At 68.6% G+C, this 22,006-nt stretch carries 20 protein-coding genes and 1 tRNA gene; 11 read left to right on the plus strand and 10 right to left on the minus strand.

Annotated features, from left to right (window positions below; genetic code table 11):
* Window positions 1-2,371 (plus strand): PAS domain-containing sensor histidine kinase (locus Q0V34_RS00005; protein WP_297506217.1); only part of this gene is annotated, 2,371 nt, incomplete at its 5' end.
* Between the two features lie 168 nt (window positions 2,372-2,539).
* The gene (locus Q0V34_RS00010; protein ID WP_297506220.1) at window positions 2,540-2,890 is read left to right on the plus strand and encodes a UrcA family protein; all 351 of its coding nucleotides are present in this window, start codon (window positions 2,540-2,542) and stop codon (window positions 2,888-2,890) included.
* On the opposite strand, the gene Q0V34_RS00015 is transcribed toward Q0V34_RS00010, so the two are convergent.
* From Q0V34_RS00015 to Q0V34_RS00025, 3 genes are read right to left on the minus strand one after another with little or no spacing between them, the layout of a single operon-like run.
* Complete coding sequence (locus tag Q0V34_RS00015; RefSeq protein WP_297506222.1) at window positions 2,891-3,337, minus strand: NUDIX domain-containing protein; 447 nt, start codon at window positions 3,335-3,337, stop codon at window positions 2,891-2,893. It abuts the gene before it with no gap.
* A 2-nt stretch (window positions 3,338-3,339) separates the two neighbouring features.
* Window positions 3,340-4,368 (minus strand): S1/P1 Nuclease, encoded by a 1,029-nt coding sequence (locus Q0V34_RS00020; protein WP_297506224.1) that lies wholly within the window; start codon window positions 4,366-4,368, stop codon window positions 3,340-3,342.
* Between the two features lie 16 nt (window positions 4,369-4,384).
* The gene (locus Q0V34_RS00025; RefSeq protein WP_297506226.1) at window positions 4,385-4,972 is read right to left on the minus strand and encodes a glutathione S-transferase family protein; all 588 of its coding nucleotides are present in this window, start codon (window positions 4,970-4,972) and stop codon (window positions 4,385-4,387) included.
* Window positions 4,973-5,172: 200 nt separating this feature from the next.
* Between Q0V34_RS00025 and Q0V34_RS00030 the strand changes: the two genes are divergently transcribed.
* Both Q0V34_RS00030 and Q0V34_RS00035 read left to right on the plus strand, forming a co-directional pair.
* Window positions 5,173-5,697 (plus strand): 3D domain-containing protein, encoded by a 525-nt coding sequence (locus tag Q0V34_RS00030; protein ID WP_297506228.1) that lies wholly within the window; start codon window positions 5,173-5,175, stop codon window positions 5,695-5,697.
* Between the two features lie 148 nt (window positions 5,698-5,845).
* A complete protein-coding gene (locus Q0V34_RS00035) occupies window positions 5,846-7,987 on the plus strand; it encodes an acylase (protein ID WP_297506962.1) in 2,142 nt (713 codons plus the stop codon).
* Window positions 7,988-8,020: 33 nt separating this feature from the next.
* On the opposite strand, the gene Q0V34_RS00040 is transcribed toward Q0V34_RS00035, so the two are convergent.
* Genes Q0V34_RS00040 through cobA form a run of 5 tightly spaced genes read right to left on the minus strand, consistent with a single transcriptional unit; the run spans window position 8,021 to window position 12,138 of the window.
* A complete protein-coding gene (locus Q0V34_RS00040; RefSeq protein ID WP_297506230.1) occupies window positions 8,021-8,755 on the minus strand; it encodes a phosphoadenylyl-sulfate reductase in 735 nt (244 codons plus the stop codon).
* Window positions 8,755-9,261 carry a DUF934 domain-containing protein gene (locus Q0V34_RS00045; protein WP_297506232.1) on the minus strand — a complete coding sequence of 169 codons (507 nt, stop codon included), beginning with the start codon at window positions 9,259-9,261 and terminating at the stop codon, window positions 8,755-8,757. Before Q0V34_RS00045 ends, Q0V34_RS00040 begins: the two co-directional genes overlap by 1 nt.
* Window positions 9,245-10,903, minus strand: coding sequence for a nitrite/sulfite reductase (locus Q0V34_RS00050; protein WP_297506234.1), 1,659 nt, complete (start codon window positions 10,901-10,903; stop codon window positions 9,245-9,247). The genes Q0V34_RS00045 and Q0V34_RS00050 overlap by 17 nt, the downstream gene beginning before the upstream one ends.
* 6 nt (window positions 10,904-10,909) lie before the next feature.
* A complete protein-coding gene (locus Q0V34_RS00055; RefSeq protein WP_297506236.1) occupies window positions 10,910-11,275 on the minus strand; it encodes a DUF2849 domain-containing protein in 366 nt (121 codons plus the stop codon).
* Window positions 11,272-12,138: a uroporphyrinogen-III C-methyltransferase gene (cobA, locus tag Q0V34_RS00060; RefSeq protein WP_367272012.1), complete on the minus strand. Its 867-nt coding sequence runs from the start codon at window positions 12,136-12,138 to the stop codon at window positions 11,272-11,274. Before cobA ends, Q0V34_RS00055 begins: the two co-directional genes overlap by 4 nt.
* 186 nt (window positions 12,139-12,324) lie before the next feature.
* Here cobA and gcvA point away from each other — a divergent pair, with 186 nt between their 5' ends.
* The gene (gene gcvA, locus Q0V34_RS00065) at window positions 12,325-13,281 is read left to right on the plus strand and encodes a transcriptional regulator GcvA (RefSeq protein ID WP_297506238.1); all 957 of its coding nucleotides are present in this window, start codon (window positions 12,325-12,327) and stop codon (window positions 13,279-13,281) included.
* A gap of 48 nt (window positions 13,282-13,329) precedes the next feature.
* Entirely contained in the window at window positions 13,330-13,659 is a 330-nt protein-coding gene (locus Q0V34_RS00070) for a chorismate mutase (protein WP_297506240.1), read from the plus strand.
* Between the two features lie 133 nt (window positions 13,660-13,792).
* On the opposite strand, the gene Q0V34_RS00075 is transcribed toward Q0V34_RS00070, so the two are convergent.
* Entirely contained in the window at window positions 13,793-14,620 is an 828-nt protein-coding gene (locus Q0V34_RS00075) for a TIGR00266 family protein (RefSeq protein WP_297506242.1), read from the minus strand.
* Window positions 14,621-15,005: 385 nt separating this feature from the next.
* Here Q0V34_RS00075 and Q0V34_RS00080 point away from each other — a divergent pair, with 385 nt between their 5' ends.
* Window positions 15,006-18,101: a TonB-dependent receptor gene (locus tag Q0V34_RS00080; RefSeq protein ID WP_297506244.1), complete on the plus strand. Its 3,096-nt coding sequence runs from the start codon at window positions 15,006-15,008 to the stop codon at window positions 18,099-18,101.
* Window positions 18,102-18,165: 64 nt separating this feature from the next.
* Here Q0V34_RS00080 and Q0V34_RS00085 read toward each other — a convergent pair whose 3' ends face one another.
* Window positions 18,166-18,504, minus strand: a complete 339-nt coding sequence (locus Q0V34_RS00085; RefSeq protein WP_297506246.1) for an Hpt domain-containing protein — start codon at window positions 18,502-18,504, stop codon at window positions 18,166-18,168.
* A gap of 84 nt (window positions 18,505-18,588) precedes the next feature.
* Here Q0V34_RS00085 and Q0V34_RS00090 point away from each other — a divergent pair.
* The 4 genes from Q0V34_RS00090 (at window position 18,589) to Q0V34_RS00105 (ending at window position 21,999) form a co-directional block, all read left to right on the plus strand.
* Window positions 18,589-18,664: transfer RNA gene (locus Q0V34_RS00090), tRNA-Lys, on the plus strand.
* 184 nt (window positions 18,665-18,848) lie between these two features.
* Entirely contained in the window at window positions 18,849-20,048 is a 1,200-nt protein-coding gene (gene pcaF, locus Q0V34_RS00095) for a 3-oxoadipyl-CoA thiolase (RefSeq protein WP_297506248.1), read from the plus strand.
* Window positions 20,048-21,211 carry an acyl-CoA dehydrogenase family protein gene (locus tag Q0V34_RS00100; RefSeq protein ID WP_297506250.1) on the plus strand — a complete coding sequence of 388 codons (1,164 nt, stop codon included), beginning with the start codon at window positions 20,048-20,050 and terminating at the stop codon, window positions 21,209-21,211. The genes pcaF and Q0V34_RS00100 overlap by 1 nt, the downstream gene beginning before the upstream one ends.
* On the plus strand, window positions 21,211-21,999 hold the full coding sequence (locus Q0V34_RS00105; protein WP_297506252.1) for a hypothetical protein: 789 nt from the start codon (window positions 21,211-21,213) through the stop codon (window positions 21,997-21,999). Before Q0V34_RS00100 ends, Q0V34_RS00105 begins: the two co-directional genes overlap by 1 nt.
* The last annotated feature ends 7 nt before the right edge of the window (window positions 22,000-22,006 follow it).

Here is a 22,006-nt window from a genome sequence, read left to right on the forward strand (position 1 = left end):
CGAGGGCGAGGCGACCGCCGCGCCGGGCGGCGCGCCGCTGGCGGCCAAGGCCGGGCTGATCGCGGGGCGGGTCGAGGCCAATCTCGCGGCCCAGCGCGCGGGCCTGTCGGCCGCCGCCGACCTTCTGAAGCGCGATCCGGGCGCGACCATGGACGCGGCCGAGACCGCCCTGCGGGCCGCCGGCGGCGAGGCCGCGGCCGTCGCGATCGTCGGGGCCAGCGGCACGATCGCCGTGGCGGGCCGCGACGACGCCGCAGACTGGAAGGCCGCCGCCCAAGCCGCCGCCGGTTCGGGTCGCAGCACGTGGACGGGTTCGGTCGGCGAGACCGGCCGGCTCTACCTCGCCACCGCCGTGACGCTGGACCATGCCCGCGCGTTCGTGATCGCGAGCGGCGACGCCTCGCGCCTGATCGCCGAGCCCGAAAAAGGCGACAGCGGCGCGCTGGCCCTGCCCGACGGCAAGCTGATCGCGGCGCGGGGCCGGGCGGGCCCAGGCGCCGGCGGCCTTCGCGAGGCTTTCGCCCTGTCGCCGGACGATGTCGGCGACGGCCCCATGGCCTTGCGCGGCCAAGCCGCCGATGGAGCGGCGCTGGACGTCGCCGTGCGGCCCGTTTCGGAAGGGGCGCTGCTGGTCCTGGCCGCCGCGCCGGCGCACACGGTCGCCAATCTCGACCGCCAGATGATGGAAGGCGCGTTCAGCTTGCTGGCCCCTCTGGCGGTCGGCATCGCCCTGGCGCTGCTTCTGATGGTCCAGAGCCGCAAGGCCGAGGTCGCCCACCGGGAATTCGTCGACAGCGAGCAGCGCTTCCGCCTCGCCGTCGAGGCGGCCCGCTGCGGCATCTGGGAATGGGACCTGAACGCGGACCAGGTCTATCTCTCCGACGTCACCGGCGTGATGTTCGGCTGGGGCGGCGGCGGCGTCGTGTCGGGTCAGGACCTCCTGGAGCGCATTTCGATCGACCATCGCGAGCGGGTGCGCCAGGCGCTGGCCAACGCGGCGATGTACGGCGCGTTCGACGTTTCGTTCCGGGTTCCCGCCTCCCAGCAGGGCGCGCGCTCGCTATGGATCGACGCGCGCGGCCAAGGCTTCGGCAAGCCCGGCGCCGACGGCTTCGTCCGCATCATCGGCGTGGCGCTGGACGTCACCGAGGAGCGGCTGGCCCAGGCCCGCGCCCAGGCGGCCGAAAACCGTTTGCGCGACGCCATCGAGAGCGTGTCGGAAGCCTTCGTCCTCTGGGACCGCCAGGGACGCCTGCTGATGTGCAACCGCAACTATCGCAGCGTCTTCTCGCTGGAGCCGAAACTGCTCAAGCCCGGGGCCTCGCGCGCCGAGGTCAACCGTTTCGCGGCCCTGGCCATCAAGCACGAGCACCCCGCCCCGGACGGAGCCCGCGGCGTGCGCGAGGCCGAGATGATGGACGGCCGCTGGATCCAGATCAGCGAGCGCCGGACGGCCGAGGGCGGTCTCGTCATGACCGCCGCCGACATCACCGCGATCAAGAACCAGGAAGAGGCCCGCCGCCTGAACGAGGAGCAGCTGCAGAAGGCCGTCACCGGCCTGGAGCGCAGCCAGGAGCAGCTGGCCGAGCTGGCCCGCAAGTACGAGACCGAGAAGGTCAAGGCCGAGAGCGCCAACAAGGCCAAGAGCGAGTTCCTGGCCAACATGTCCCACGAGCTGCGCACGCCGTTGAACGCCATCAACGGCTTCTCCGAGATCATGATGAACGAGATGTTCGGGCCGCTCGGGGACGCGCGCTACAAGGGCTACAGCCAGGACATCCACTCGTCGGGCCAGCACCTGCTGGCGCTGATCAACGACATCCTCGACATGTCGAAGATCGAGGCCGGCAAGATGAACCTGAAGTTCGAGCCGATGCACCTGGAGGACGTCGCCGAGGACGCGGTGCGCCTGGTGCGCAATCGCGCCGAGACGGCCGGTCTGAAGCTCGATATCGACTTCCCGCCCCTGCCCGAGATCGAAGCCGACTACCGCGCGATCAAGCAGGTGCTGTTGAACCTGCTGTCCAACGCGATCAAGTTCACGCCGCGCGCCGGCAACGTCACCGTGCGCGCCGAGGTCCGGCGCGATCCGTTCGGGGACATGGTCAAGGTGTCGGTCATCGACACCGGCATCGGCATCGCCAAGGAAGACCTCGCACGCCTGGCCAAGCCCTTCGAGCAGGTCGAGAGCCAGTTCTCCAAGACCACCCAAGGCACGGGCCTGGGCCTGGCCCTGACCAAGTCGCTGATCACCATGCACGACGGCGTGCTGGAGATGCACTCCACCCCTGGCGAGGGCACCGTGGTGAGCTTCACCCTGCCCGTCCGGCAGAGCCAGCAAAAGTCGACCCGGGACTTCGTGGCCGCCTGACCCGCGCGGGCTTGCGGCCCAATCTAAATTTTCTGAAATATTACTTGTTTTTCATAGACTTAATTCGACGTCATGAAGCACTCGTAACGGGTTTTCGCGTCGGCTTGGACCTACACACCCTCTGGCCGGATCGCCGTCGCGACCGGCTCGGACAAGAGGGATCGGACCATGAGCAAGATCGTCAACCGCGTCGCCGCCATCGCCGCCCTGGCCCTGGCCGCCACGCCCATCGTAGGCCTGGCCTCGGCGCACGCCGCCGAACGCGCCGAGCCGGTCGCCCGGATCGCCGTGGGCGACCTCACCCTGTCGAACCCGGCCGACGCCCAGGAGTTCGCGCGCCGCGTCCATCGGGCCGGTCTCCGGGCCTGTCAGGACGAGGCCGGGCTGAGGGGAATGTCCCTGCGGGCCTGCCAGATGGATTTCCGCGAGGACGTTCGCGACGCCATGACCACGCGCCAAGTCACCGACCTGGCGCTGGCCAAGCGCGCCGGCGCCAAGGTGGAAATGGCGCTGCGCTGACTAACCCCGCCGCATCCACGCCGCGACGGCCCACGCGTGGGCGTCGTGGCGAAGGGCGACCACCGCGTCGCGCGGGTCCAGCCAGACCAGCCGGTGATCGTCCTCGATCTTGAGCGACGGGTTCTCGCCGAGGACCTTCACGACATAGACGCCGCCGAAGTTCCGCACCGGCTGGCCGTCGGACTTCAGGAACGGCTGCGACACCGTCTCGACCAGGGCGCCGGTCTCGACGACGAGGCCGGTCTCCTCGCCGAACTCGCGGACCACCGCCTGGGCCTCGGTTTCATCGCCATCCACCGCCCCGCCGGGCAGGTCGAAATAGGGCGGCTTGCCAGGCTTGCTGACCTCGGCCAGGGCGATCTGGCCCAGCGCGTTCTCGGCGATGCCGAAGGCGGCGGCGCGGTCTTTGTAGGTCAGGCCCGCGACGGGCGCGCCGAACGCCAGCATGCCTAGTCCTTGCCGTAGAGATCGAGCCACGGATCGGCCTTGCCGGACTCCACGTCCGCCACGCTGATCTCGGGGCGATAGCCGATCACGCCCTTGGCGCTGGCGGTCCAGGCGTCGGTGACGAGGTCGCGCAAGGCGGCCGCCCCGGCGGCCAGACGCGCCTGCACGAAGGTCTTGGCGCGCGGGTCGGTCTCGACCATGCCGCCGGCCTTTTCCAGCTGATAGAGCGGCTCGACCTGTTTCCAGGTCTCGGTCAGATAGCCGACGACCCGGGTCTCGACCGAGCAGTCGCAGGCCTTGTAGGCCGGCACCAGCGCCTGGATCGCCTTCTCGTCGCCCAGGGCCTTGGCCAGCGGCCCCTCGAACGCGCCGTGCGTCTGGCGCGACTGGGTGTAGCCGTTCGGGTTCGGATAGTCGCCCCAACCGTTGTAGTGGACGCTCATGTGCAGGGGCTGGCTGCCATCGCCGACATAGTGGGCCCAGACCCCGATGTCGCGGATCAGCAGCTCCTGCCGGCGCTTCAGGTCGGCCTTGTAATAGGCCAGATGCGTCGGGTCCTTCTCGACCTTGATCGCCGCCGTCAGGATTCGCCAGTAGGTGAAGTCCTTCACCAGCTGCTGATAGCCGTCGATGATCGCGTAGGGCAGATAGCCCGCCTTCCAGCTGTCGACGCCGACGGCCTGCAGGGCCTTCTCGTAGTCGGCGCGGGTCGGCGGCAGAGTCGCCACCGCGAAGGCCGGGCCGCCCAGCATCTTGCCCTGATCGTCCAGGTCCAGGAAGTGCGCCGCGTCGCGGTCGGTGTCATGGATCTTGCCGGAGTTCTTCCAGCGATCGGGCTCGCGCGCATATTCGCCGATGGCGGCGATGGCGTCCGGAGCGCGCAGGAAGGCCGGCAGGTCGGCCGACAGGCTGGCGGCGCCGACGACGCCCACCGTGCGGTGGCCCGAAGCGCCCCAGGCGAAGGCCGAGGCGGCCGGCGCCGACAACGCGGCGGCGAGAACGAGAACTTTCAGGCTGGACGACAGACGCAAGGCAAGCTCCGAGAGATCAAACGACGCCGAGCGCGGCTTCCACCCGCCCGACCCAGGCCTTCACGGCCGGATAGAGCGCCAGGTCGAACCCGCCTTCGTGCGCCACGCGGGTGTAGGCCACCAGGGCGACATCCGCCAGGGTCAGGCGGTCGCCGACCAGAAACGGCGATTGTTGCGCCTGTGTTTCCAGGCGCGCCAGGGCGGCGTTCCCGCGCTCGACCAGCTTCGGCTCGAGGGTTTCGGCCGGCTTGCCCAGATAGAGCACCTGGAAGCGGGCCACCGCGATATAGGGCTCGTGGCTGTACTGCTCCCAGAACAGCCACTCGTACATCCGGGCCCGGTCGTAGGCGTCCGCGGGGATCAGCTCCGAGCCCTCGGCCAGATGCAGCATGATCGCGTTGGACTGGGCCAGCGGCCGGCCATCCCCGAAGACAACGAGAGGAACCTGTCCAGCCGGGTTCAAGGCCAGGAATTCCGGCGTGCGGGTCTCGGCGGTCAGGACGCTGGTCTCGGTCCAGTCGAACGGCCGGCCAAGGTGCTGGGCCACCCATTTCACCTTCAGGCAATTGCCCGAAATCGAGTCGCCGTAAACTCGCAACGTCATCGACGGTTCCTCCCGCGAAGCGCTCTGGCCGAAAAAACCGGCGCCGAAAAGCCCAGCTCCAAGCGCCTGATTCCGCGCCATTTTCCCATGAGTCGCGGAAAGCTTGCCCGGCGCGGATCGACTCCCGGGGTTGTCACGCGCCTGTGATGGGCCTATCCAGACCGCCGCCCGACAGATACGCCGATAAGAGGACCCCCTCGATGCGACGCAAGCTCGCCGGAATTTTGGCCACCGCGGTCATCTCCGCGTTCGCCGCTCCCGCCCTGGCCCACGCCGACACCGGCTCGGACTCCGCGCCCGCCGCGACCAGCCGTCAGGACCCGCTGGGCGACCTGATCACCTCGGCCTTGAGCGGCGGCGCCCTGCCCGGCTCGGTCGAGTTCCGCATGAAGGCGACGCTCTATCACGCCGGCGCCAAGGGCATCCGCGCGTTCGACTCGCTGGGCTGCAAGGTCGCGGCGATGCGCACCGTGGCGGTCGATCCCAGGATCATCCCGCGCCGCACCGTGATCTTCATCAAGGAAACCGTCGGCTTGCCCATGCCCGACGGCAGCAAGCACGACGGCTACTGGTACGCCTCGGACATCGGCGGCGCGATCAAGGGCCTGAAGCTCGATCTGTTCAGCGGCTTCGGCGCCGGCTCGATGCGCGCCCTCGGCGGCCTCGACCTCTCCAGCCTGTCGGTCAGCAAGGTCGGCGAGTTCAAGGGCTGCCCGCCGCAATAGGATCTTGATATCCGCCCATCCCCGCGAAAACGGGGACCCAAGCTGACGTGAAGCTTTGGCGAGGGCTGGAATTCATCTCCAAACTCCGCTTGGATCCCCGCTTTCGCGGGGAAGAGCGGTTTTGGGGGCGACCATGCATAAGTTGACAATGGCTCTGGTGGCGACGGCCCTCCTCGCGAGCGCTCCCGCCCACGCCGACGATTTATCTCGGCTCAAGGCCCGCGCGGCCGCTGTCTCGATCACCCGCGACGACTGGGGCATCGCCCATATCCACGGCAAGACCGACGCCGACGCCGTGTTCGGCATGGCCTACGCCCAGGCCGAGGATGACTTCAACCGCGTCGAGACCAACTTCGTCACCGCGCTGGGCCGCACCGCCGAGGCCGAGGGCGAGAAGGCGATCTGGGCCGACCTGCGCCAGAAGCTGTTCATCGACCCGGCCGTCCTGAAGGCCGACTACGCCAAGAGCCCGGCCTGGCTGAAGGCGCTGATGAACGGCTGGGCCGATGGCCTGAACTTCTATCTGGCGACCCATCCGAGCGTGAAGCCGAAGGTCATCACGCACTTCGAACCGTGGATGGCTTTGAGCTTCTCCGAAGGCAGCATCGGCGGCGACATCGAGAGAGTGGCCCTGACCCAGCTGGAGGCCTTCTACGGATCGCGCCAACTGGCCATGACCGCCGACGAGAAGGGCCTGCTGTTCAAGGAGCCGAAGGGCTCGAACGGCATCGCCATCGCGCCGAAGAACACGCTGGAGGGCCACGCCCTGCTGCTGATCAACCCTCACACCAGCTTCTTCTTCCGCTCGGAAATGCAGGTGTCGTCGGACCAGGGGCTGAACGCCTATGGCGCCACGACCTGGGGCCAGTTCTTCATCTATCAGGGCTTCAACGCCCACGCCGGCTGGATGCACACCTCCAGCGGCGTCGACGTGGTCGACGAGTTCGCCGAGACCATCGTCGAGAAGGACGGCCAGCGGTTCTACAAATACGGCTCAGAACTGCGGCCGCTGAAGAGCGAGGTGATCACCGTCCCCTATCGCGCCGCCGACGGCTCGATGGCGGAGAAGCGCTTCACCGTCTTCAAGACCCACCATGGCCCCATCGTGCGCGAGGCGGACGGCAAGTGGATCGCCGTGGCCCTGATGAACAAGCCGATGGCGGCGCTGCAGCAGTCGTTCCTGCGCACCAAGGCCACCGATCTGAAGAGCTTCATGAAGGTCGCCGAGCTGAAGGCCAATTCGTCGAACAACACCCTGTTCGCCGACAGCAAGGGCGAGATCGCCTATCTGCACCCGCAGTTCATCCCGATCCGCGACGACCGCTTCGACTACACCAGGCCGGTCGACGGCGCCGATCCCGCCACCGACTGGAAGGGCCTGACGCCGCTGGACAAGGCCCCGCGCGTGGTCAGCCCGCCGAACGGCTGGGTCTATAACAGCAACAACTGGCCGTGGACGGCGGCGGGGCCCTACAGCCCCAAGAAGGCGGACTATCCGAGGTACATGGACCAGGCTGGCGAAAGCCCGCGCGGCCTGCACGGCCCCATGGTGCTGAAGGACCGCAAGGACTTCACCCTGGGCGGCCTGATCGCGGCGGCCTACGACCCGTATCTGCCGGCCTTCGCGCGGCTCATCCCGACGCTGGTCGCCGCCTATGACGCCGCGCCCGATCCGAAGCTGGCCGAGCAGGTCGCGGCGCTGAAGGCCTGGGATTGCAGATGGTCGGCCCGCTCGACCGAGACGTCCCTGGCCGTGTTCTGGGGCGAGGCGATGTGGGCCAAGGCCGCCCCGGCCGCCAAGGCCGCGGGCATGAACGTCTACGACTACATGGCCGATCGCCTGAGCCCCGCCGACAAGCTGGCCGCCCTGGTCGAGGCCTCCGAGCGCCTGACCGCCGACTTCGGATCGTGGAAGACGCCGTGGGGCGAGATCAACCGCTTCCAGCGCAACGACGGTTCGATCGTCCAGACCTTCGACGACAACAAGCCCAGCATCCCGGTGCCGTTCACCTCGGCCCAGTGGGGGTCGCTGGCCTCGTTCGGGGCCAAGCGCTATCCGGGCACGAAGCGCTACTACGGCACGTCGGGCAACAGCTTCGTCGCCGTCGTGCAGTTCGGCGACAAGGTCCGCGCCCGCGCCGTGACGGCCGGCGGCGAGAGCGGCGATCCCACCTCGCCGCACTTCAACGACCAGGCGCTGCGCTACAGCCTGGGGACCCTGCGGGATGTCTATTTCTATCCCGAGGACGTGAAGAAGCACGCGGTGAAGACGTACCGGCCGGGACAGTAACCCCCTTCCCCCTTGATGGGGGAGGGAAAAGGCTCAAATCCCCCCGCCGACGTTCGGCGCCGCGCCCGGCGCTCGCGCGACGTGGATGCCGCACTCGGTCTTCTCCTGACCCGCCCAGCGGCCCGCGCGGCCATCCTCCGACGGCTGGGTGCAGGGCCAGCAGCCGATCGAGGCGTAGCCCTGGGCCACCAGCGGGTGAGCCGGCAGCTGGTGCTCGGCGACATAGGCGTCGAGCTCGGCCTTGGCCCAGTTGGCCAGGGGGTTGAACTTGATCTTGCCGTCCGCCGCCTCGACGACCGGCAGCGACAGGCGATCGCCGCCGTGGAAGCGCTTGCGGCCCGTGATCCAGGCGTCGAAGCCGCCCAGCGCGCGGTCCAGCGGCAGCACCTTGCGAATGTGACAGCAGCCGTCAACGCTGGTGCGCCAGAGGTCGGACTTCGGGTCCTGGGTCGCCAGATCGGCGAAGGCGGGCCGCAGGTCGCGCACATCGGTCAGCCCGAAGCGCGCGGCCAGGGTCTTGCGATAGTCGAGCGTCTGGCCAAACAGCATGCCGGTGTCGAGGAACAGCACCGGGGTCGCCGGCGAGACCTGGGCGGCGAGGTGCAGCAACACGGCCGACTCCGCGCCGAAGGACGACACCAGCGCCAGCCGGTCGCCGAACTGGTCGCGCGCCGCGCGGAGCACGGTCGACGGATGGGCGTCGCGCAGTTCGGCGTCCAGCCGAGCCGCGAGGGCCGCGGCGTTCCCCCCGATCTGGTCGTAGGCCATCAGGAGGCCCTTTCCTCGAACGCCGCGGGACGGTCGTCGGCCGCCCGCTGATAGACGTGACGGAAGCGGCGGGCCGCCTTGGTCCAGGCCTCGGGGCTCGCGCCGTCGGCCGGCTCGAACGCGTCGAAACCGCAGCGGACCATGAAGCCGGCCTGCTCCTGGAGCACGTCGCCGACGGCGCGGATCTGGCCCGGGTAGCCGAACCGCTCGCGCAGCAACCGCGCGGAGGTATAGGCGCGGCCGTCGCGGAATTTCGGGAAGGCCAGGGCCACCAACGCGATGCGCGGCAGGTCATAGGCCAGCACCTCGACCTCTTCGTGGGACTCGATCCGCACGCCGACGCGGCGGGCGTTGGAGCTGAGCAGCGCGTCGCCCTCGGCCTCGAAGCGGGCCAGCGACAGGATCACGTCGCCGGTCTCGGGGATCGGGTCCTCGTCGGCCAGGTGGACGAAGCCGTCCTCGGCCCAGCGCGCCTCGCCGTCCGCGAGCTCAATCAGCCTGGGCATAGACCGCCTCCTTGAAGGGCTCGAGGCCGACGCGGCGATAGGTGTCGAGGAAGCGCTCGCCGTCGGCGCGAATGCCGAGATAGGCGCCGACCAGCTGATCGACGGCCGTGGCCACGCGGTCGGCCGGCAGGGCCGGCCCCAGGATCTTGCCGATCGAAGCGTCCTCCGCGCCCGAGCCGCCCAGCGACAGCTGGTAGAACTCCTCGCCCTTCTTATCGACGCCGAGGATGCCGATGTGGGCCACGTGGTGGTGGCCGCAGGCGTTGATGCAGCCGCTGATCTTGATCTTCAGCTCACCGACCCGTTCGGCGCGATCCAGATCGGCGAACTGGCGGGCGATGTCCTGGGCGATCGGGATCGCGCGGGCGTTGGCCAGGGCGCAGTAGTCGAGGCCCGGGCAGGCGATGATGTCGCTGACGAGGTCGATATTCGGCGTCGCCAGGTTCGCCGCCTGAAGGGCCGCGAACACGGTCGGCAGGTCGTCGAGCTTCACGTGCGGCAGGACGAGGTTCTGGGCGTGGGTCACCCGCAGGTCGTTCAAGCCGTAGCGCTCGGCCAGATCGGCGACGACCTCCAGCTGATCCGCCGAGGCGTCGCCCGGCGTCTGCGCCTGGGCCTTCAGCGAGATCTCGACGATGGCGTAGCCCGGCTTCTTGTGGTCGCGAACATTGTTGCGGACGAAGCGGGCGAAGGCGGCGTCGCCAGCCTTGGCGACCTCGAACGTCTCGGAGCGGGCCGGCAGGGTCTCGAACGGGGTCTTGGCGAAGGCCGCGCGGATGCGGGCCAGCTCCGAAGCCGGCAGGTCGGCGCGGGCCGGATCGATCTTGGCCCACTCTTCCTCGACCTGGCGGGCGAATTCCTCGGCGCCCAGGGCGGCGACCAGGATCTTGATGCGCGCCTTGTAGATATTGTCGCGGCGGCCGTGGCGGTTGTAGACGCGCAGCACGGCTTCCAGGTAGCTCAGCAGCCGGTCGGTCGGCAGGAACTCTTTGATGGTCGGGCCGACATAGGGCGTGCGCCCCTGACCGCCGCCGACGATCACCTCGAAGCCCAGCCGCCCGTCGCGGCCCTGGCGTAGCAAGAGGCCGATGTCGTGCACCTTGGCCGCCGTGCGGTCCTTGGCCGAGGCGGTGATGGCGATCTTGAACTTGCGCGGCAGGAACGAGAATTCCGGGTGCAGGGTCGACCACTGACGGATCACCTCGCACCAGACGCGCGGATCGTCGACTTCCTCGGCGGTCGCGCCGGCATAGGGGTCTGACGTGGTGTTGCGGATGCAGTTACCGCTGGTCTGGATGGCGTGCAGGTCGACCTCCGCCAGCTTGTCGAGGATGTCCGGCGCGTCCTTCAGCTTGATCCAGTTGAACTGGATGTTCTGGCGGGTGGTGAAGTGGCCGTAGCCCTTGTCGTAGTCGCGGGCGATCTCGGCGAGCCGGCGGAGCTGGCTCGGGTTCAGCGAGCCGTACGGAATGGCGATCCGCAGCATGTAGGCGTGGAGCTGCAGATAAAGGCCGTTCATCAGGCGCAGCGGCTTGAACTGGTCCTCGGTCAGCTCGCCGGAGAGGCGGCGGGCGACCTGGCCTCGAAACTCGGCCGAGCGGTCGGCCAGGAATTCTCTGTCGATGAGATCGTACTGGTACATGCCGCCCTACTTCCTGCGGATCAGATCGACGCGGCCGGTCGAGCGGGCCGCGCCGGAGGCCTGGCGCAGCGCCGCGACAACGTCGCCGCCCTCGGCCTGCTTGCCGTGCGTCGGCTCGTTGGTCGGACCCAGCGCCCGGATGCGCTCGCGATAGCTGAGCGGCGCCCAGCGGCCTTCGCTCTGGATGAGATCGATCGGATAGACATCGACCACGATGGTCGGCTGGCCCTTGCCGGTGGCGACGGCCGCCTCGACGTCGGCGGCGTGGTGGTCGTCGAACAGCTGGGCGTCGCCGAAGCGGTCCACCCACTGTCCGGATTTCCAGAACACGACCTCGCCGTCGAGCAGGCGGTTGGCGGTGACGGCTTTCATTCTCCAGCTCCGCTCATCCCCGCGAAAGCGGGGACCCATACTGAATCGCCGCCCGGGTCACCGCTTTCGCGGGGATGAGCGGCATTTTGTTGAGCCATGGCCATCGCCTCGCCGATCATCAGCAGCGCCGGCCCCTTCAGCCCTTGCGCCGCCGCCGCGAGGCCGGCCAGCGTGGTGACCACGCGCCGTTCGTCGGCGCGGCTGGCGTTCTCGACGATCAGGGCCGGGGTCGAGCCCTCGCGCCCGGCCGTCATCAGACGCTCGGCGATCAGACCGGCCGTCGATAGGCCCATATAGATGACGACGGTCTGGTTTGGCCTGGCCAAGGCCGCCCAGTCCAGGTCCGGCTCCCCGTGCGCCGCATGACCCGTCACGAAGGTGACGGCCTGGGCCGAGCCGCGATGGGTCAGCGGCGCGCCGGCGCTGGCGCTGGCGGCCAGGGCGGCGGTGACGCCGGGCACGACGTGGCAATCGACGCCGGCGTCGCGACACGCCTGCAGCTCCTCGCCGCCCCGTCCGAACAGGAACGGATCGCCGCCCTTCAGCCGCACGACGTTCAGGCCGTCCAGGGCCAGCGCCACGAGCAGTTGATTGATGTCGTCTTGCGGCAGGGTGTGGCGCGACTTGCGCTTGGCGACATTGATCCGCCGCGCGCGCGACGGCGCGAGATCCAGGATCGCCTCGGACACCAGCCCGTCATGCACCACGACATCGGCGGCGCGCAGGGCGTTGAAGGCGCGGAAGGTCAGAAGATCCGGGTCGCCGGGGCCCGCACCGACCAGCCAGACCGCGCCCAGCGCGCGGCCCGCGCGACGGCCTCCGACCACCACGAGACCGGGTTGGCGATGCGGCTGGCGGGCCATGGGCTTTAGAACCTCTATCAGCGCGATCGGATTAAGACCGTGGAACGAAAGACGGGGTCGCCCTAAAGACGACCCCGCCCATGACCGCCGACGAAAAGGGCCAATCCGCCAGCGGGCTCTTGCAAACTCGGCGTGAAGGGGTCAATTCGCAAACAAGGACTTCTGCCGGGGCGTTCAGTAAAACTCATGGAAAGACCCAACGAGCGCCGCCGCCTGCCGCCGCTGAACGCGCTGCGCGCCTTCGAGGCCGCCGCCCGCCACCTGAACTTCAGCCGCGCGGCCGACGAACTGTCGGTGACCCCCGGCGCCGTCAGCCAGCAGATCCAGAATCTCGAGGACTATGTCGGGGCGGCGCTGTTCAAGCGCACGCCCAAGGGCCTGCTGCTGACCGACGCGGCCCAGACCGCCCTGCCCGCCCTGCGCGAGGCCTTCGACCGGCTGGCCGAGGCGGCGTCCCTGTTGACCGCCGCCGTCGATGGCCGTCGCCTGACCCTGACCGCCGCGCCCTCGTTCGCCGCCAAGTGGTTGGTGCCGCGCCTGGGCAAGTTCGAGCGGGCTCATCCGCAGGTCGACGTCTGGCTGTCGGCCGGCATGGAGGTCGTCGATTTCGCCACCGGCGAGGTCGACATGGCCATCCGCTACGGCTCGGGCCGCTATCCGGGCCTGGAGGTGATCCGGCTGCTGCACGAGACGGTGGTGCCGGTCGCCAGCCCCGAACTGCTCGAACAGAACGCCCTGGAGCGCCCCGAGGACCTGGCCCACCACATCCTGCTGCACGACGGCTCGCCCGACGCCGACGACAGCTGCCCGGACTGGGCGATGTGGCTGGCCGCGCGCGGCATCAAGAGCGTGGACGGCGCGCGCGGCCCGCGCTTCAACCAGTCCAGCCTGGTCATCGAGGCCGCCGCCAACGGCCGCGGCATCGCGCTGGCCAAGCGCACCCTGGCCCAGGCCGACCTCGACGCCGGCCGCCTGGTCATCCCGTTCGAGGCCTCCACGGCGGTCGACTTCGCCTATTACGTGGTCCACCCCAAGGCCAAGGGCCGCCTGCCGCAGGTCAAGGCGTTCGTGACCTGGCTGAAGGCCGAGGCCGAGGCGCACGAGGCGGCCCTGCGCACCCTCGACAACGGTTCGGGCATTTAACCGCCGGCCGCTCTGGTTTTGACGGCGGGAACCGGCTTAAAGGGGCGCATGAAAATCACGACTCTTCATGTCGACGAGCACCTGGCGCCCGCCGACTGCCGGACCATGGCCGACGTGCGCCAGGGCGTGGACGCCCTGGACCGGGCGCTGGTCCTGCTGCTGACCGAGCGGCAAGGCTTCATGGACGCCGCCGCCCGCATCAAGGCCGACCGAACGAAGGTCTTCGACCGCGCGCGGATCGAGGATGTGGTCGAGAAGGTCAAGGCGGCGGCGCGGCAGACCGGCCTTTCGGAAGCGATCGTCGAGCCGGTGTGGCGGACGTTGATCGACCGCTGCATCGCTTACGAATACGACAGCTGGGACAAGACGAAGGGCTGAGACCGGCCCCTCTCCCCTTGCGGGCGGGGGTGGCGCGGAGGGCTAGGTGAGGGGTCGCGCCGGCGCCGCCGGGAGCCCCCTCATCCGTCAGCTTCGCTGACACCTTCTCCCGCGAGGGGAGAAGGAAGTCTGCTCAGTTCCCGTCGATCAGATCCCCGAACGAGCCGAGGATGCTCCCCTCGCCGCGATTGCCGCCCTGGCCCTGCGCCGCCTGCAGCATCCGGCCCGCCAGGCGCGCGAACGGCAGGGACTGGATCCAGACCTTCCCCGGACCGCGCAGGCGGGCGAAGAACAGGCCTTCCCCGCCGAACAGCACGCTCTTGACCCCGCCGGCCATCACCAGGTCGAAGTCGACGCCGGGCGTGTAGGCGGCCAGGCAGCCGGTGTCGATGTGCAGTTCCTCGCCCGGGCCGAGGGTCCTCTCGACCAGCGTGCCGCCCATCTGCACGAAGACCCAGCCGTCGCCCTCTAGGCGCTGCATGATGAAGCCCTCGCCGCCGAACAGGCCGGTCATCACGCGCTTCTGGAAGTGGATGCCGATCGACACGCCGCGCGCGGCGGCCAGAAAGCTGTCCTTCTGGCAGATCAGGGTCCCGCCCAACTGGCCGAGATTCAACGGCAGGATCGTGCCCGGCGTCGGCGCGGCGAAGGCCACGCGCGCCTTGCCCGTCCCCTGGTGCGTGAAGACGGTGGTGAACAGGCTCTCCCCGGTGATCAGGCGCTTGCCCGCGCCCAGCAGCTTGCCCATGAAGCCGCCGCCCTGGTCGGCCGAGCCGTCGCCGAACACGGTGGTCATCTCGACGCTGGCGTCCTTCCAGACGAAGGCGCCGGCTTCGGCGACGGCGCTCTCGCCCGGATCCAGCTCGATCTCGACGAACTGCAGATCCTCGCCCTTGATCTCGAAGTCGATGTCGTCGGCGACGCCGGCGCTGCGCTGATGGCTCCAGGGGCTGGGGGGCATGGCGATCTCCTCGTTTTCGGACCTCCGTTCTAGCGAAATCGCGTCTGTGGCGCCAATGACACATCTATAACTTGACGTCGCGCGCCGAGCGGCGGTCAAGTCGCTCTGCGGCTTTGGTCAGACCATCTGGCGCCCAGCGCCGGAACAGGGACTCTCCAGAACATCCTGGATTTAATGCATTTTTCTGGCCGTTCCCGCGAGGAACGCCGGAACGTAACGCCCGCTTCGCGCCTGAGCGCGGTTGCTAATCCGCATCCCAAGGTTTGGCCTGACCAGGTGGTCACCAGCATTCCTTAAGTGGCATTACCAATTATTGACAACGTTCCCAACTGGTCGGATAAGTGAGTTCAGGGCGCCAGGTCAGTGCGCCGGGGGAGGCTTTTCCATGATCCAAGCTCACAAGACCTTCGTTCTCCGCGCCGCGCTGATGGCGTCTTGCGCCGCTCTGGCGATCGGGGCGTCCGCCCAAGCTCAGACATCCGCGCCTTCGGAGAAGGCCGACACCCAGACCGTCGATACGGTCGTGGTCACCGGTTTCCGGCAAGCCTACGCCAACGCCATCTCGACCAAGCGCGAGACGCTGGAAATCTCGGACGGCATCTCGTCGGACGGCCTGGGCCGCTTCCCCGACCTGAACGTCGGCGAGGCGATCCAGCGCATTCCGGGCATCCAGATCAACCGCGAGGCCGACAGCCGCAACGCCACCATCAGCCTGCGCGGCCTGCCCGGCACCTTCGCGCGCACCACGCTGAACGGCGGCGCCTTCGCCGATCCGATCCTGAACGGTTCGACCCCGCTGGGCGCCTTCAACTCGGACATCTTCACGGCGATCAACGTGATCAAGTCGCCGTCCGCCTCGAACCTGGCCGGCGGCCTGTCGGGCAATATCGACCTGCGCATCAACCCGGCGCTGGCGCGCAAGGACGGCGGTTTCGCCAAGCTGTCCTATGAGTACAATTCCCTCGGCAAGCTCGGCAGCCCGCTGACCTCGATCGGCTACAACAAGCACCTCACCGACGACTTCGCCGTGTTTGGCGTGGTGGCCTGGAAGGACGAGAAGTTCCGCCGCGACTCGATCACGGTGAACTCGTGGGGCAACAGGCTGGGCGCGATCCAGGTCGGCAACCAGGCCGCCGCCGGCTCGAACCCGGTCTACGACGCCCTGATCGCGGCCAATCCGGGCGGCGTCTACTACCCCAGCCAGACCCGCCAGCTCGTCAAGTTCAATCGCGGCACGACGCTTTCGGCCTCCACCGGTTTCGAGTGGCGGATCAACGACGCCTGGAAGTTCGGCGCCAACGCCTTCATCACCAAGCGGAACCTGAAGGACGCCACCAACAACCTGCTCTATATCGACGCGGGTCCCGGCAACGGCACCAATACGGCCCTGGCCGCCACCTCGGCCGTCGCCAAGATCACCGATATCGGCACGCCCTATATCGTGCACACGCCGAACGGCGACCGCGCCTATATCAACAAGTTCTCGGCCGCGAACATCAACACCTTCGACTCGGTGCGCTCGGAACCGGCGAAGAACCAGACCTGGGCCATCAACCCGACCCTGGAATTCAAGAACGACGAATGGAAGGCCACGGCCAACCTGACGATCTCCAAGGCCCAGGCCCAGGCCAACCAGATCGAGTTCGACGTCGTCCAGAACCCCTATCGCAACCTGGGCCCCGCCGGCCTGAACGGCATCACCGCGGCGGTCAGCCTGGGCGGGACGGACCTGTCGAACTACACGGCCGTGCTGACCACGCCGCACGCCACCCACCTTCCGACCGGCGGCTTCGTCATTCCCGCCACGGCGACGGCCACCACCCAGGCCGGCGCGGTGATGCCGGGCCAGGCGGCCACGGTCGCCGGCGACAAGTTCGGCATCACGGGCACCAGCGGCAACGCCGACAACGTGCTGGACGCCTTCCAGCTGGACTTCGACCGCTCGCTGGACGTCTCGATCTTCGCGAACCTGCAGTTCGGCGGCCGCGCCGAGCACAACAAGTTCACGTCGAGCGGCTCGCGCAACAGCGCCCTGGGCGCCAACACCCAGAACATCACGCCGGACATGGCCGCGCCGCTGAGCTACGCCAGCGACTTCTTCGGCGGCAAGGCGGCCGGCGCCACGTCGAACTGGATGAACGTCGACATCGACCGGATCCTGAAGACGATCACGCCGGTCAACACCAACCTGCGCACCGCGACCAATCCGAACGGCCTGCCCGACCAGTTCCTGCTGGGCGCGCCCGGCGTGTTCCTGACGCCCTACGGCGTGGTCAACAACTACACGGACGGCAACTACTGGAACAACAACTTCAGCAATCAGAACGACGTCTACTCGGCCTATCTGACGGCGAAGTTCAAGACCGAGCTCTTCAACGTTCCGGTCCGCGGCACCGTGGGCACGCGCTACGAAAGCACCAAGCAGAAGATCGTGGCGCTGAACTGCAAGAACTGCACGACGGCGCTTTCCAGCCAAGCCGGCGCGATCAACCACTCGCTGACGACCTCGACGCGCAAGAACAGCTTCAACTACTGGCTGCCGTCGGCGATCGTGGTGGCCGACCTGCGCAACGACCTGGTGCTCCGCGCCGCGGCCTACCGCACCTATGTCCGTCCGCAGCCGCGCGACAACGTGCCGACCACCTTCGTCCAGGTGCCGGTCGACGTGAACCCGCCGACCGATCCGGTCTATACGGTCACGCTGGGGGCGACGGACATCAAGCCGTACACCGCCAACAGCTACGACCTGTCGCTGGAGTGGTATAACCGTCCGGGCGGCCTGATCTCGGTCGCCGCCTACCGCAAGGACATCCAGGGCTATATCGGCCCGATCACCGACCAGTCGGTGCTGTGCCCGGCCAGCGGCAAGATCGACGGCCTCGACGTCGACCTCGGCACGCTGACGATCGACAATTCCGGCGGCACGCCCAAGTGCATCAGCTCGAACAAGTTCGTCGGCGCCGGCGGCGTGTTGAAGAACGCGCAGGTCAACATCAGCGGCAAGACCAACCAGAACCCGATGAAGGTCACGGGCTTCGAGTTCAACATCCAGCAGAACTTCGACTTCCTGCCGGGCTTCTGGAAGAACTTCGGCGGCGCGTTCAACTACTCGTACACGAAGATCGACGGCAAGGACACGGCGGGCAACGCCATCACCCTGCCCAGCGTCTCGAAGAACAACCTGAACGTCATCGGCTATTACGAAGCCAAGTGGGGCGGCATCCGCCTGGTCTACAACTGGCGTGACAAGTACGACCTGGCGGCCGGCAACTCGTTCGTCGGCGACGCCCGGACGGTCAAGGCCCGCAGCCAGCTGGACGCCTCGGCCTCGTACAAGCTGACGGAAACCATGACGGTCTCGGTCGACGCCTTCAACCTGACCGACGCCACCCGTTCGGAGTACGAGAACGATCCGATGCTGCCGCGTCGCATCGACTATGACGGCCGCACCTATCAGGTGACCCTGCGCGCCAAGTTCTAGGCGCGGTTCATACCCCCTCCCCTGCGGGGCCGGAGCCAAGGCTTCGGCCCCTTTTTCTTGCGGACTATCCCTTCAGCGACCTCAGCGCCTGTTCGTGGGCATAGGCGGCGATATCCATCAGCGCCGCGTCCAGCGCCGTACGCACGGCGTCCAGGCTTTCCTGGCCCGTCTCGCAGCGCTCGCAGACCTCGCCCAGCGCAAAGGCCCCCACGCCGCGCGCCGCGCCCTTGACCGTGTGGACCGCGTCCCTCCAGCCGGGATGGCCGGGATCCAGCATCGGAGTCCACAGCGCGGCCTGCTCGCGGAACAGCGCCAGCACCTCGTCGACGACCCCGGAATCGCCGGCCGCGAACCCTTCCAGATAGGCGAAATCCACGGCGCCGCTGATATCTCGTCTAGCCATGAAAAAAGCGCTTGCGCTCCCAAAATCATTGCGTATGTTCCGCGCCTCGCCGCCGGGGCTCGCAAGTGCTTCGGAACCGCGAATGGGTGTATAGCTCAGTTGGTAGAGCAGCTGACTCTTAATCAGCGGGTCCAAGGTTCGAATCCTTGTACACCCACCATTCTCTAATATTTTCCGGGTTCTAGCGATTTCCCCCTCGGGGGACTTGCCTGCGGCGGAACGCGTTTTCGCGGGCGGTCCGCCGCCATCCGCGCCGTCCCCGCGCGGCCCCTTCCCACGAAAGCGCTTGAGGCCTCGGCGGGCTCTATCTAACAAGTGTTTGATAGGGATCGATGGAGCCAGCCATGACCGCCGCCTACCTCTGTGACGGGATCCGCACCCCGATCGGTCGATACGGCGGAGCGCTGGCCAAGGTGCGGGCCGACGACCTGGCGGCGATCCCGCTGAAGGCCCTGGCCGCGCGCAACGCCGGCCTCGATCTCGGCGCCGTCGACGAGGTCGTGCTGGGCTGCGCCAACCAGGCCGGCGAGGACAATCGCAACGTGGCCCGCATGGCGCTGCTGCTGGCCGGCTATCCGGTGTCCGTGCCCGGCGTGACGGTCAACAGGCTTTGCGCCTCGGGCCTGGAGGCCGTCGGCTACGCCGCTCGGGCGATCCTGTCGGGCCAAAACGACCTCGTCATCGCCGGCGGCGTCGAGAGCATGAGCCGCGCCCCGTTCGTGATGGGCAAGGCCGACAGCGCCTTCTCGCGCAACGCCGAGATCTTCGACACCACGATCGGCTGGCGGTTCGTCAATCCCGCCATGCGCAAGGCCTATGGCGTAGACTCCATGCCCGAGACCGCCGAGAACGTCGCGGCCGACTACGGCGTCAGCCGCGAGGACCAGGACGCCTTCGCCCTGCGCAGCCAGCAGCGGGCGGCGGCCGCGCAAGGCTCCGGCTTCCTGGCGGGCGAGATCACGCCGGTCGAGATCCCCGGCAAGGCCGGCCCCACGATCGTCGACCGCGACGAGCATCCGCGCGAGACGACGCTGGAGGCCCTGGCCAAGCTCAAGCCCGTGGTCCACGAGGGCGGGACGGTCACGGCCGGCAACGCCTCGGGCGTCAATGACGGGGCGGTGGCCCTGATCGTGGCCTCGGAAGACGCCGTCAAGCGCCACGGGCTGACGCCTCGCGCGCGGATAACCGGTTACGCCACGGCCGGCGTCGAGCCGCGGGTCATGGGTATCGGACCGGTCCCCGCTGTCCAGAAGCTGCTGGCCAAAACCGGCCTGTCGATCGGCGACTTCGACGTCGTCGAACTGAACGAGGCCTTCGCCGCTCAAGGGCTCGCGGTCCTGCGCCAGTTGGGTCTGCCCGACGACGGGGCGCACGTGAACGCCAACGGCGGCGCGATCGCGCTCGGCCATCCGCTCGGCACCTCGGGCGCGCGGCTGGTGCTGACGGCGCTGCGGCAGCTGGAGGCCACCGGCGGCAAGCGCGGCCTGGCCACCCTCTGCATCGGCGTCGGCCAGGGCGCGGCGCTGGCGTTCGAGCGCGTCTAGTGTCGCTGGCCGATCCGGAGCTGATCGAAGCGCTGCGCCAGACGGTGCGGGCCCTCTGTCGCGACTTCCCGCCGGCCTATTGGCGCGCCCTGGATGGCGAGAAGGCCTATCCGACCGACTTCGTGGCGGCGATGACCAAGGCCGGTCTGCTGGGCGTGCTGATCCCCGAATCCTATGGCGGCGGCGGCCTCGGCCTGACCGCGGCGGCGGCGATCCTGGAGGAGGTCCACGCCAGCGGCGGCAACGCCGCGGCGCTGCACGCCCAGATGTACACCATGGGCACGGTCCTGCGGCACGGCTCGCCGGCGCAGAAGGAAGCCTGGCTGCCGCAGATCGCCGACGGCTCGATCCGCTTGCAGGCCTTCGGTGTCACCGAGCCCACGGCCGGCACCGACACCACGTCGATCTCGACCTTCGCCCGCCGCGAGGGGGATGCCTACGTCGTCAACGGCCAGAAGGTCTGGACCAGCCGCGCCGAGCACTCGGACCTGATGGTCCTGCTGGCCCGCACGACGCCCAAGGACCAGGTCGCGCGCAAGAGCGACGGGCTGTCGGTCTTTCTGGTCGACATGCGCGAGGCCAAGGGGCGCGGCCTGACGATCAAGCCGATCGCCACCATGCTGAACCACGCCACGACCGAGGTGTTCTTCGACAACCTCGTCATCCCCGCCGACAGCCTGATCGGCGAGGAAGGCAAGGGCTTCCGCTACATCCTGGACGGCATGAACGCCGAGCGGATCCTGATCGGGGCGGAATGCCTGGGCGACGCGGCCTGGCTGATCGGCAAGGCGCGCGACTACGCCAATGGCCGCGTGGTGTTCGGGCGGCCGATCGGCCAGAACCAGGGCGTGCAGTTCCCGATCGCCCGCGCCTACGCCCAGACCCACGCCGCGCGGCTGACGATCCATGACGCCGCCGCCCGCTACGATCGCGGCGAGCCCTGCGGCGAGCAGGCCAATATAGGCAAGATGCTGGCCTCGGAGGCCTCGTGGGCCGCCGCCGACATGTGCCTGCAGACCCACGGCGGCTTCGGCTTCGCCGAGGAGTACGACATCGAGCGCAAGTTCCGCGAGACGCGGCTCTATCAGGTGGCCCCGATCTCGACGAACCTGATCCTGGCCTATGTGGCCGAGCACGTGCTGGGCCTGCCGAGGTCCTATTGATGGACGGTTGGGTCGGGCGTCAGCGGAGACGGACAGCCGTCCTGGCGGAGACCGACCTGGCGCGGCTGGCGGCGGTGCTCGACCGGCCAACCCCGTCGGAGGTCCCGCCGGCGTGGCACTGGGCGTGCCTCGCCGAGCCCGTGGCCCGCGCCGACCTGGGTCCCGACGGCCACCCGCGACGCGGCCTCTTCCTGCCGCCGATCGAAGCCCCCCGGCGAATGTTCGCGGCCGCCGAGATGCGGTTCCTCGGCCCCCTGCGCCCCGGCCAGGACACCGAGCTCATCGAGACGATCGCGGGCGTCGAGGAAAAGGCCGGCGCCAGCGGGCCGCTGACCTTCGTGACGCTGGAGCGCGTCTATAGCCAGGCCGGCGCGGCTCGGGTGACCGAACGCCAGACGATCGTCTACACCGCCGCCCCGCCCGCGCCTCGGGCGCCCGACGGCGAAGCCCCGCCCGCCGCCGACTGGAGCGTCGAGACCGCGACCGATCCGGTGCTGCTCTTCGCCTTCTCGGCGGCGACCGCCAATAGCCACCGCATCCACTACGACCTCGACCATGCGACGAAGATCGAGGGCTATCCGGGTCTGGTCGTGCACGGGCCGCTGATCGCGCTGCTGCTGCTCGGGGCCATGCCGGCAAGGCCGCTGACGGGCTTCTCGTTCCGGGCTCTCAAGCCCGCCTTCGCGGACGAGACGATCACCGCGCGGGGGCGGATGGTCAACGGCGGCGCCGAGCTCTGGGCGGAGGCCGGCGGCGCGGTGCTGATGAGGGCGCGCGCGACGTTTTAGAGCGTGA

Source organism: uncultured Caulobacter sp. (assembly GCF_947036865.1).
GTDB lineage: Bacteria > Pseudomonadota > Alphaproteobacteria > Caulobacterales > Caulobacteraceae > Caulobacter.